Annotated in this window: 6 protein-coding genes; 3 read left to right on the forward strand and 3 right to left on the reverse strand. The window is 59.9% G+C overall.

The annotated features are described in order from the left end of the window. Positions 1 to 37: 37 nt before the first annotated feature. The gene (locus tag VQ071_RS14745; RefSeq protein WP_340514808.1) at positions 38 to 1,057 is read right to left on the reverse strand and encodes a LacI family DNA-binding transcriptional regulator; all 1,020 of its coding nucleotides are present in this window, start codon (positions 1,055 to 1,057) and stop codon (positions 38 to 40) included. 367 nt (positions 1,058 to 1,424) lie between these two features. On the opposite strand from VQ071_RS14745, the gene VQ071_RS14750 reads away from it, so the two are divergent. Further along, positions 1,425 to 5,108, forward strand: coding sequence for a carbohydrate-binding domain-containing protein (locus tag VQ071_RS14750; RefSeq protein ID WP_340514809.1), 3,684 nt, complete (start codon positions 1,425 to 1,427; stop codon positions 5,106 to 5,108). A 1,718-nt stretch (positions 5,109 to 6,826) separates the two neighbouring features. Here VQ071_RS14750 and VQ071_RS14755 read toward each other — a convergent pair. Together VQ071_RS14755 and VQ071_RS14760 are read right to left on the reverse strand one after the other, a co-directional pair. Beyond that, positions 6,827 to 7,561 carry a Bax inhibitor-1/YccA family protein gene (locus VQ071_RS14755; RefSeq protein WP_340514811.1) on the reverse strand — a complete coding sequence of 245 codons (735 nt, stop codon included), beginning with the start codon at positions 7,559 to 7,561 and terminating at the stop codon, positions 6,827 to 6,829. Between the two features lie 73 nt (positions 7,562 to 7,634). After that, positions 7,635 to 9,257 (reverse strand): histidine kinase N-terminal 7TM domain-containing diguanylate cyclase, encoded by a 1,623-nt coding sequence (locus tag VQ071_RS14760; RefSeq protein WP_340514812.1) that lies wholly within the window; start codon positions 9,255 to 9,257, stop codon positions 7,635 to 7,637. A 176-nt stretch (positions 9,258 to 9,433) separates the two neighbouring features. On the opposite strand from VQ071_RS14760, the gene thrC reads away from it, so the two are divergent. Both thrC and VQ071_RS14770 read left to right on the forward strand, forming a co-directional pair. After that, positions 9,434 to 10,822 carry a threonine synthase gene (thrC, locus tag VQ071_RS14765; RefSeq protein WP_340514813.1) on the forward strand — a complete coding sequence of 463 codons (1,389 nt, stop codon included), beginning with the start codon at positions 9,434 to 9,436 and terminating at the stop codon, positions 10,820 to 10,822. Positions 10,823 to 10,994: 172 nt separating this feature from the next. Next, positions 10,995 to 11,954, forward strand: a complete 960-nt coding sequence (locus tag VQ071_RS14770) for an SHOCT domain-containing protein (protein ID WP_340514814.1) — start codon at positions 10,995 to 10,997, stop codon at positions 11,952 to 11,954. Positions 11,955 to 11,957: the final 3 nt, after the last annotated feature.

Raw genomic sequence — 11,957 nt, forward strand, 5'->3', positions numbered from 1 at the left:
CCTCGAAGCCCTCGAACTTCTCGCCCGCGCGAGGAGATCATTGTACGGCCTCTTCGGAACAAATGGCACAAGACTCGCGAACGGCGAATGTGGTAGGCACGACAAGAGCCGGAGGCGGGACATTCGGGGAATTGATCATGTCGTTCAGCATGAGGACGGATTGATAGCCGATCGTATGGAAGTCCTGATGCGTCGTCGTGAGGGCGGGCTGCATATGCTTGGCCAATTCGATATCGTCGAATCCGATGACCGACAGATCGTTCGGCACGGACAGTCCGGCTTCCTTGGCCGCTTCCATGACGCCCACTGCGCCCATATCCGAGCTGCAGACGACGGCAGTCGGAGGCTCCTTCAGCTGAAGAAAAGCCTTCATCGCCTTATAGCCCGACGCCTTCGTAAAATCTCCCGTTGCAATATACTCCGACAGATAAGGCAATCCAAGCTCATGAATGGCTTGCCGATAGCCTTCGAAGCGCAGCTTGCCGACGTAGGAATCGAGCTGCCCGGACAAGAAGGCAATTTTGCGATGCTTCAATTCGTGCAAATAACGGACGGCAACCTTGATGCTCTCGACATTATCGGACGTGACGAAGCCGGCGCGGATACCAATCATATCCATATCGATAAAGACGGTCGGAATCTCGGATTGGATCATCTCGTCGAAGTTCAAATCATGTTTATGGAATCCGAAAATAAGGACGCCTTCCACATTGCGGCTCAGCGCATGCCGAACCAGGCTGTATTCGGGACTCCAGTCGATCTGGGCCAGGTACATGAGGTCGTAGCCTGTCTGCTTCAGCGCATCCTCCATCCCGACCATCACATTGGAGAAGAAGGGATGAGACAAGCCGGTAGTTAAAAATATGCCTAGCGTTTTCGATCTCCCTTTAACTAATCCGCGGGCCGTATGGCTCGGAATAAACCGCTCGTCCCGAATGATCTGAAGGACACGTTCCTTCGTTTTCGAGCTGACACTCGGATGATTATTGATGACCTTGGATACGGTTGTAACCGATACACCTGCAGATTTTGCGATGTCACGAATGTTTTTGGCCATCCTGCTCACCTTTTTCTTGCGGATCATATTGTTATATTACAGCAAAGATACCTTGTTTTCTTCGCCTTTGCAACGAAAGTTCCCCGTTAGCCCAAGTTGGGGAAACGTTTCCCTTGTAAAAATATAACTTTATGATATTCTAATAAAAACGCAGAACAGAACTCGCATCCAACATTGAATTGCGTTTATGGAAGCGCTTTATATATCGTTTTTTCGTTAGGTTTTAACTTCTTAGAGAAAGAAGTGATCGCCCCTCAATGAAAAGCCAATAGACATGCATATTTTTTTGTTGATGATGGGAAACGTTTCCCTTGCTGCCGCAGCTGCATTTTAGATGAATAAAAACTGGAGTTCGGGAGGTTTACTTATGAATAAACGCGTGTTTAAACGGGTTCTTTCTTGGATGATGGCGCTTGTGCTGTTAATCCCGCTTGTTCCAGCCGGGGCTGCCCAGGCAGCGGAGACGGACTACACGCATTTGATCGCGGATACGGCCGTCAAGCCGTCGGAGGGCGGACATCTGCAATTGATTACGGGCGGCAACGGCGAGCGGATGCTTGGCGACGAGCACGGCAACCCGATTCAGCTGCGCGGGATGAGCACCCACGGGCTGCAATGGTTCCCGCAGATTCTCAACGACAATGCGTTCAAAGCGCTTGCGAACGACTGGGAAGCCAACGTGATCCGGCTCGCGATGTACGTCGGAGAAGACGGCTATGCCACGAAGCCGCAGGTCAAGGAAGAAGTCATTAAGGGCATCGACCTCGCCATCGCCAACGACATGTACGTAATCGTGGATTGGCACGTACATTCCCCGGGCAATCCGAATGCGGCGGTGTACCAGGGGGCGATGGATTTCTTCACAGAAATCTCCGCCAAGTATAAAAACAATAAACATATTATTTACGAGCTGGCCAACGAGCCCAACAGCGGAGACGGCGGCGTGGCCGGCGGCGGTGTCACGAACGATGCGGACGGCTGGGCCGCCGTGAAGTCGTATGCAGAGCCGATCGTCCGGATGCTCCGCGAGACCGGCAACGACAATATCGTCATCGTCGGCAGCCCCAACTGGAGCCAGCGCGCAGATCTGGCCGCCCTGGACCCGATCGCGGACGCCAAGAACAATACGATGTACACGGTTCATTTTTATACAGGCACCCATCTGCCTGCGACGGACAGCTCGGACAGAAACAATGTGATGAGCAATGCCATGTTCGCGCTTGAGCATGGAGCTGCGCTGTTCGCTACGGAGTGGGGGACCAGCGAGGCCAGCGGCAACAACGGGCCATTCCTCGATGCAGCCGACGAGTGGCTCGACTTCCTGGCCGCCCACAATATCAGCTGGGCGAACTGGTCGCTGACGAACAAGGCGGAGACGTCGGCGGCGTTCACCGCCCTGGAGCTGGGCAAGACGAATGCGACCGACCTGGACCCCGGCGACGATCACGTATGGGCAGCGAGAGAGCTGAGTCTCTCGGGCGAGTACGTCCGCGCCAGGATCAAGGGAATCCCGTATGAACCGATCGATCGCACGAAGGAAGAATTCTCGACGACGGTATGGGATTTTAACGATGGGACGACTCAGGGCTTCGGCCAGAACAGCGATAGCCCGACCGCTCTCGTCGTGACGAATGCGAACAACCAATTGCAAATCGCAGGGTTAAAGGCGGACAGCGCTTCAGTCTGGGATAACCGGATCTCGGCCAACGGCAGCACCGCCAGACCCGATATTTTAGGCACGAACAAGATCACGATGGATGTCATTGCTTCGGCGCCTGCAGCCGTCTCGATTGCGGCCATCCCGCAATCCAAGTCGGCCGGCTGGGCCAATCCCGGGACCCCCGCGGAGGTGAAGGCGAACGATTATGTGAAGGTATCCGAGGGCGTGTACAAAGCGGTTATCACACTGTCCGGAGAGAGCGCCGCTAACCTCGAGAATATCGCCAACGACGCCGAGGATCATATTTTGACCAACATCATTTTCTTGATCGCCTCGCCGCACGCCAGCACCATCTCGCTGGACAATATCACGTTTTCCGGCGAGCGCACCGTCGTTGTGCAGCCGGTCGAACATGCGCCGGCAGGAACGGCCGCTCTCCCGTCAACGTTCGAGGATGCGACGCGCCAGGGCTGGAGCTGGACCGGAGATTCCGGATTCAAGGGCGCATTGACGGTCGAGGACGCGAACGGGTCCAAGGCTCTCTCGTGGAATATTAACTATCCCGACGTCAAGCCTTCGGACAACTGGGCGAGCGCACCGCGGCTGTCGCTTGAAAAATCGAAAATGACGCGCGGAGCGAACCGCTATCTCGATTTTGACTTTTATCTGAATCCGGTTCGCGCATCCGAGGGCGCGCTCACCGTGAACCTGGTGTTCGGAGCGCCGTCGCTCAGCTACTGGGCGCAGCATCCGGAAAATATCAGCATCCCGCTGTCGGCGCTGGCGCTCAAGGAGAAGACGGCCGATGGCCTGTATCGCTACCAAGCCTCATTCGATCTCGACAAGATGAATGGCATCGCTCCGGATACGGAGCTGGGGAAAATCATCATTATCGTCGCTGACGACAAGAGCGATTATGCAGGCAGAATGTACGTCGACAACGTTGCCTTTACGAATCACGCGCCCGCAGCGCCGACCGGATTAACGGCAACGCCGGGCGATGCCACAGTCGCTTTGAAGTGGAACGCGACAGCGGACGCCACCTCTTACAACGTGAAGCGCTCCACCGTCTCGGGAGGAACCTACGCTACCCTGGCAACCAGCGTGACCGGCACGACTTATTCGGACAACAGCGCGGCGAACGGCACGAATTACTTTTACGTCGTCTCAGCTGTGAAGGACAATCTCGAAAGTGTAAACTCGGCAGAAGTCGCCGCCACGCCGAAAGCAGCGGACAGCGACGGCAACGGGAACGGGAATGGGAATGTTATTACGCAACCTTCTCCTCCGGCCGTCATCAGCCTGCCGAAGGCCGATGCCTCCGGCAAGATCGCCGTTACGATCGGCAGCGATCAGAAGTCCGTGCAGTTTGCGGCGAATACGGGAGCCATCGACAAGCAGAGCACGGTGGAGATTAAAAACGATCGTGCGACCGTCACGATTCCGGGCGATGTAATATTGAAGCTGCAAGGACTGATCCCGGCCGATCAGCTCAAGGATGCTGTTATTTCCTTCGGGATGTCGCCCGTAGCATCGGCGGACAGCCTGGCGCTGCTCGATCGCGCACAGCAAAAATACAACGCCCAAGTCGTCGCGGCCGGAGATGTGCTCGAGTTCTCGCTCTCGATTGCGGGCAATGACGGCAAAGAAATCAAGCTGTCCCGCTTCGACGAACCGGTCACGATCAGCCTGAACGCGAATGCCAGCGCGAACGAGGAGCTGCTCGGCGTCTACTACATCGCTGACGACGGCTCGCTCGAGTATATGGGAGGTAAATGGGCGGCAGGTAAAATGACAGCCAAAATAACTCACTTCAGCAAATATGCCGTACTCAGCTACGACAAATCGTTCACGGATGTCAGCGATTCGTTCTGGGCCGCACAAGCGATCAAGCAGATGGCGGCCAGACATATCGTGCAAGGCATCAACAAAACGGAGTTCGCGCCTGCCAGAGAAGTCACGCGGGCCGAGTTCGTCGCCATGATCGCCCATGCCTTGAACCTCAAGACGGAAGCCCGGGCACAATTCAGCGACGTCAACGCCTCCGACTGGTTCGCGGCCGAAGCGGCTGCGGCCGGCGAAGCGGGCATCGTGACCGGACGAAGCGGCAACAAATTTGCGCCGAATGCGGCAATAACCCGCGAAGAGATGGCGACGCTGCTCGTACGCGCATATACGTACAAATCCGGCGGCCAACCAGCCACATCGGACGCAGCTGCCTTCGCCGACCGGGCCAGCATCAGCTCCTGGGCGCAAGACGCCGTGCAGTCCGCTCAGGCGCTTGGATTGATTAAGGGACGTACGAGCAACAAGTTCGTGCCTCAGGGTAAAACAACCCGCGCGGAGAGCGCACAAGTCATCTCGAGGCTGCTCGACACGGTTGAGGAGTAAGCCGTGCGCCTGAGCTTTAGAGCAAGCATTATGCCTCAACTTACCTCAACTTCAAGCAGAGAGCGCCCGTGCCTTGGCACGAGCGCTCTTTTTTCGTATGCCGCCCCACGGCGCTGTCTGTCTTCCCAGGGCCGCAGCTTTGCGCTCAGAGCGCCGGGGGCGCGGACGCGGCGGCGGAACGGAGCGCCGAGGGCGCTCGCCCCAGCGATCTTGCCGCGGAACCGCACAATTCGTGCATGAAGCGCGGGATCGGCGGGGCGAGCGGGCTGCCGAATGTGAAGGTGCACATTCTATGTGCATGAAGCGCGGGATCGGCGGGGTGAGCGGGCTACCGAGTGCGAAGGTGCACATTTTTTGTGCATGAAGCGCGGGAGCGGTGGGATGAGCGGGCTACCGAGTGCGGAGGTGCACATTTTTTGTGCATGAAGCGCGGGAGCGGCGGGGTGAGCGGGCCGCCGAGAGCGAAGATGCACATTTTTTGTGCATGAAGCGCGGGATCGGCGGGACGAGCGGGCTACCGAGTGCGAAGGTGCACATTTTTTGTGCATGAAGCGCGGGATCGGCGGGGTGAGCGGGCCGCCGAATGTGAAGGTGCACATTCTATGTGCATGAAGCGCGAGAGTGGCGGAGCGAGCAGGCTGCCGAGAGCGAAGATGCACATTTTTTGTGCATGAAGCGCGGGAGTGGCGGGGTGAGCGGGCTACCGAGTGCGAAGGTGCACATTTGATGTGCATGAAGCGCGGGAGTGGCGGGACGAGCAGGCCGCCGAGAGCGAAGATGCACATTTTTTGTGCATGAAGCGCGGGATCGGCGGGACGAGCAGGCTACCGAATGTGAAGGTGCACATTCTATGTGCATGAAGCGCGAGAGTGGCGGGACGAGCAGGCCGCCGAGAGCGAAGATGCACATTTTTTGTGCATGAAGCGCGGGATCGGCGGGACGAGCAGGCTGCCGTGTGTGAAGGTGCACATTTTTTGTGCATGAAGCGCGGGATCGGCGGGGTGAGCGGGCTACCGAGTGCGAAGGTGCACATTTGATGTGCATGAAGCGCGAGAGTGGCGGAGCGAGCAGGCTGTCGAGCGTGGAGGTGCACATTTGATGTGCATGAAGCGCGAGAGTGGCGGAGCGAGCAGGCTACCGAGCGTGGAGATGCACATTTTTTGTGCATGAAGCGCGGGATCGGCGGGGTGAGCGGGCTACCGAGTGCGAAGGTGCACATTCTATGTGCATGAAGCGCGAGAGTGTCGGAGCGAGCAGACTGCCGAGAGCGAAGATGCACATTTTTTGTGCATGAAGCGCGAGAGTGGCGGAGCGAGCAGGCTGCCGAGAGCGAAGATGCACATTTTTTGTGCATGAAGCGCGGGAGTGGCGGGGTGAGCGGGCTACCGAGTGCGAAGGTGCACATTTTTTGTGCATGAAGCGCGGGAGTGGCGGGACGAGCAGGCCGCCGAGAGCGAAGATGCACATTTTTTGTGCATGAAGCGCGGGATCGGCGGGACGAGCAGGCTACCGTGTGTGAAGGTGCACATTTTTTATGCATGAAGCGCGGGATCGGCGGGGCGAGCAGGCTACCGAGCGTGAAGGTGCACATTTTTTGTGCATGAAGCGCGGGAGTGGCGGGACGGAGTGAGTGAATCGGGGCATGCGGCAACTAAACGGCAGCGAGCCCGTGCCCAAGGGCACGAGCTCGCTTTAGTTCCTATGATGCGATCGCCAGCCTAGTTCCGGCTCCGCAGCTTGGCCAGCAGCCGGATGATCTCCAGGTACAGCCATACGAGCGTCACCAGCAGGCCGAACGCCCCGTACCATTCCATGTACTTCGGTGCGCCGCGCTGCGCGCCGTTCTCGATGAAGTCGAAGTCCAGCACGAGGTTCAGCGCGGCGATGACGACGATAAAGGCGGAGATGCCGATGCCGATCGCGCTGCTGTCATGCAGATACGGCACGGTCACGCCGAACATGCCGAGCACGAAGCTGAGCAGATACATGATCGCGATGCCGGCCGTAGCGGCGAATACGCCGAGCTTGAAGTTCTCGGTCGCCTTGATCAGCCGCGTCTTGTAGGCGAGCAGCAGCGCGACGAAGATCGCCATCGTGAGCAGTGACGCCTGCAGCGTGATGCCGTCGTAGTACGTCTCGTAGTTCGCCGATATCGCACCGAGGAAGACGCCCTCCGCCACCGCGTAGATCGGCGCCAGATAAGGCGCCGTCTTCGGCACGAAGCTGATCACGAGCGCCAGCACGAACCCCAGGATGGCGCCGCCGATCGCCAGCGGGAGGATGTCTCCGCCGTCGAAGTAATTGTTCCAGGCGACGAAGGCTCCCGCCATCAGCAGTACCAGCATGATGAACGCTTTGTTCACCGTGCCGTCGATCGTCATCGTGTCCCGCCCGTATGCGTGTCCTTGCCGCTCGAAGGCCTTGTCGTTCAAAGTCGGGTTGCCGCTGCGCATCAATGCGATCCCTCCGCTGGTTCTAGTGCGCTGATTATACCATGGCTGTCCCGGCTGCACCATAAAATTCCACTCAGCTCCCGGCCGTGCTTAGCCGCACCGCGTCCCGTCCCCCGCTCTTGGCCGCGTACAGCGCCAGATCCGCCTGCTTCAGCGCCAGCTTCAGCACCAGCTCCGCCGCTTCGCCATCCTCCAGCCCGTCCGCCACAGCCGCGATGCCGAAGCTCGCCGTGATCCGCAGCGCGCCTCCCGGCACATCGAGCGGCTGCGCGGCCAGCGCCTGCCGGATGCGATGCGCCGCCGCCGCGGCCTGCTCCGCCGTCAGGTCGGGCATCGCAATCACGAACTCTTCGCCGCCGTATCTGGCGAACAGATCCTCCTGCCGCAGCGCCTGCCCGCATGCGTTCGCGATATGCCGGAGCGCCCGGTCTCCGACATCGTGTCCGTACGTATCATTGATCCGTTTGAAGTGGTCGATGTCGAACAGCAGCACTGCCATCGGCGCCCCCTTGTCCGCCGTCTCCCTCAGCATCGCCGCGCCCAGCCCCATGAAGTGCGCCCGGTTGTACAGCCCCGTCAGCCCGTCGTAATAGGCCATCTGCCGGAGCCGCTCCTGCAATCCGACCCGCTGTGTGATATCGATCATGACGATCAGCTTGCCCGCCACCTGGTCGCCCCGGTTGCGCACGACGGAGGTGCGGACCTGATAATGGTACAATCGGTCCTCCAGCGTCCATGGAATCTCCTGAATATCGGCCCTGCCGGGAGCTGCGCCTCCGGCGCTCCCGACCGGCATGCCGGCGCCTCTATCCCCTTCGGTCAGGCCGACATTCGTATGCAGCTGCCACAGCCGATCCAGCCGGTGTCCGATATCCGCGGCGGACAGCTCGGGTATGATCGCGGCGGCGGCCGGATTGTAATCGACGAGCCGCTCCTCCATGTCGAGCACGAGGACGCCGTCGCGCATGCTCTCGAACAGATTGTCCCTGGCGATCGGCACGACGTGGAACAAGCCTCTGGAAGCGAGCGCCCACATGTAAAGGGAGGATGTCACGGTCATAATGACGGGGATCGGGTCCATGCCGCCCGGCGTCAGGCCGCCGAGGTAGAAGAAGTCCCCCGCGAGCGGCAGGAGCAGGCCGATCAGCATCGTCGACAGCTGGAACCGGTACTTCTTTTTGCGCCGCCAATGGACGAACAGCAGCACTGCGCCGCCGATCATACAGCCGAAGGTATAGGCGCCTGCGATGATATACCAAGGTCCGGCCACGAGATCCACCTTCGGCGTAGCCGTATCCGTCCTGAGCACGATATCCCGGTAGTACAGGTGATGCATCTCATTTGTCATGACGAGTGCGAGCGTGACGGCGGGGAGCAAGAACATGCCGAGCCGCGCGGAGCGCTTCAGGTACTTTTCCATTCCCAGAAAATACATGATCATCAGCAGATTCAGAGGCGGCAGAAACGGCATGCCCAGGTACTGGAACTTGATCCAGAATACGATCTCCTCGTAGGAGCCCGCGCTAAGCTCCAGCGCAGAGCCGAATATATAGATGGCGGACAGCATGCTGAAGGCGACGAATGTCTTCACCATGGATACCTTCGAGCGGCCGGTGAGCGCATAGATCGCCATGAGCAGGTTGATGACGCCCGCGGATACGATTAAGGTCAGAATTGCGGAATAAGGGGTTCCCATAGTTGTAAACTCCAATTATGTTCGTTGACCGGCCCGGCTCATAGCGGGTTGGTTATCCTGTATACGATCGTATCATAAAAACGTCGAATCTTGCGATGAAGTTCAATGTCGTGTGGGATTCTCCGCGCTTTTTTGATACAATAGACCAAACATTCATACGGATAAAGGGGATCGGAATGGAATATATCAGCACTCGGGGCCAGGTGGCTCCCCTTGGCTTTATCGACGCGATTCTGATGGGACTGGCGGACGACGGCGGCCTGCTTGTACCGAAGACGGTGCCGCAGGTCGATGCGGACACGCTGCAGGCATGGGGCTCGCTCTCCTACGCGGAGCTGGCGCTCGAGATCTTCACGCTATATATCGGAGACGAGATCCCTCGCGCGGAGCTGAAGCGGCTGGTCGACGACAGCTACGGCACGTTCCGCGACCCGGACGTGACGCCGGTACGCCGCATCAACAACGGTCTGTACGTGCTTGAGCTGTTCCACGGGCCGACCTTTGCGTTCAAGGACGTCGCCCTGCAGTTCCTCGGCAATCTGTACGGCTACGTGTCGCGGCAGACCGGCTCGGTCATCCATATTCTCGGCGCGACCTCCGGCGACACAGGCGCTTCGGCGATCGAGGGCGTACGCGGCAAAGAAGGCATCCGCATCTGCATCCTGCATCCGTCCGGCAAAGTCAGCAAGGTGCAGGAGCTGCAAATGACGACGGTGGACGACGGCAATGTGCTGAATCTGGCCGTGGACGGCACGTTCGACGACTGCCAGCGCATCATCAAGGAGCTGTTCGCCGACGTCGCCTTCAAGCACAAGTATCATCTGCGCGCCATCAACTCGATCAACATCGCGCGCATACTGGCGCAGACGGTGTATTACTTCTACGCTTACCTGCAGCTTGCCCAGCAGAGCCAGGCCGAGCGGATGAACTTCAGCGTGCCGACGGGCAACTTCGGCGACATCTTCGCCGGGTATCTGGCGGGACGCATGGGATTGCCGATCGGCAAGCTCATCCTCGCGACCAACGAGAACAACATCCTCGAGCGCTTCGTCAACGAAGGCGTGTACGCGCCGGGCGAATTCCGCGGGACGCACAGCCCGTCGATGGACATCCAGGTGGCGAGCAACTTCGAGCGCTACCTGTACTATCTGTACGACGAGGACGCCGCCCAAGTCTCCCGCCTGATGGGCCAGTTCACGACCGAAGGAAGCATCGTCATCCCCTCCGACCGGATGGGCCGTGTGCAGGCCGACTTCGCAGCCTACGGCGTCAAGAACGACGAATGCCTCGACACGATCGGCGACTACTACGCCAAGTACGATTATCTGCTCGACCCGCACACCGCCTGCGGCGTCGCGGCGAGCGATCGGCTGACTGCTGACGGCGAGGTGACCGTCGCCCTGTCGACGGCCCATCCGGCCAAGTTCGACGAGTCGATCCGCCTGCGGGGCATCGAGCAGACCTATCCCGAGCAGATCGGCGCGCTGTTCGGCAAGCCGCAGCATCAGAAGCAGGTCGGCGGCGCCAACGAGGCGATCAAGGCCGAGCTCGAGCAATTTTTCTAATCCGTCCCCGAGGATGGCTCTACAAGAGAGGATGAATCCGGCGCGCTAACGCTCATGCGCGGGATTCATCCTCTTTTCGTGCTCAGGAGAAGTTCAGCGAGGGTTCACGCAAAATTCAGCCTGGCCGGCTAAGATGAAGGTGAACGACATTCTCTTGAAGGAGGCTGTATACATGACGAATCCGAAAAAGCACAAGAAGCTCGCCATCACCTCGCTCGCTCTCGCCGTCGCCGTATTCGGCAGCGCGTTCGCCGTGGGCAGCGCATTTGCCGACACGACGAACGCATCCGACACGAAGGCGGCCGCTGTCGCTTCGGCCGCCCCAACGATCGCCGGCAAGGACGCGAACAGAACGGGGACCAGGACGGAGAAGACCGGCAAGGGCGGGGGACAGCACCGCGGCGGCGGACATCTCCGGGCCGTATGGAGCAGCGCAGAGCTGGCCAAGCTGCTCGGCCTGCCCGAAGACGAGCTCAAGGCACAGCTTAAGGCGGGCAAGTCGCTCGCCGACATCGCCGGTGTGCAAGGTGTCGATACGCAGAAGGTCCAGGACCTGCTACTGGCTTCGCTGACCGAGCAGCTCGACAGCCGGCTGGCGGACGGCAAGATCACGCAGGCGCAGTACGACGCGCACAAGGCCAAGCTTGCCGACCGGGCTGCGGATGCGCTGACACGCGTCTATTCGGGCAAGGGCGGCGACCTCCGCGGCCACGGCGGCAGAGGCGGCGGCTTCGCCTCAGGCATCCGCCTGAAGGATAATGCCGATATCGCCGCCCTGTTCGGTCTGACGACGGAAGAGCTGTCCGCGCAGCTCAAGGCCGGCAAGTCGCTCTCGGCGCTGGCCGGGGAGCACGGCGTCTCCGCCGGCACCGTGACCGCGAAGGTCGAGGCGCTGCTCGCCGCCGCGCTCGATCAGCGCCTCGCGGACGGCAAGATCACACAGGCGCAGTACGACGCGCACAAGGCCAAGCTTGCCGACCGAGCCGCCGCGCTGACGAGCCGCGCACTCGGCGGACACGACGGCGCTCCCGGCGGAAGCGGCAAGGACAGGCGTGCCAAGCCCGCCGCGACCGCCGCGGGCTCCGCCGATACGGCTGCCAGTGCCGCTGCAACCCCTTCGACAGCCGGCTGAATA

Origin of the sequence: Cohnella sp. 56 (assembly GCF_037963805.1) — a bacterium.
Lineage (GTDB): Bacteria > Bacillota > Bacilli > Paenibacillales > Paenibacillaceae > Cohnella.

What these genes read in the sequence shown, in the direction of transcription:
- VQ071_RS14770 (WP_340514814.1), top strand. Translation starts at nt 10,995, where the DNA reads ATGACGAATCCGAAAAAGCACAAGAAGCTCGCCATCACCTCGCTCGCT.
- VQ071_RS14745 (WP_340514808.1), bottom strand. Translation starts at nt 1,057, where the DNA reads ATGGCCAAAAACATTCGTGACATCGCAAAATCTGCAGGTGTATCGGTT.
- VQ071_RS14755 (WP_340514811.1), bottom strand. Translation starts at nt 7,561, where the DNA reads ATGCGCAGCGGCAACCCGACTTTGAACGACAAGGCCTTCGAGCGGCAA.
- thrC (WP_340514813.1), top strand. Translation starts at nt 9,434, where the DNA reads ATGGAATATATCAGCACTCGGGGCCAGGTGGCTCCCCTTGGCTTTATC.
- VQ071_RS14750 (WP_340514809.1), top strand. Translation starts at nt 1,425, where the DNA reads ATGAATAAACGCGTGTTTAAACGGGTTCTTTCTTGGATGATGGCGCTT.
- VQ071_RS14760 (WP_340514812.1), bottom strand. Translation starts at nt 9,257, where the DNA reads ATGGGAACCCCTTATTCCGCAATTCTGACCTTAATCGTATCCGCGGGC.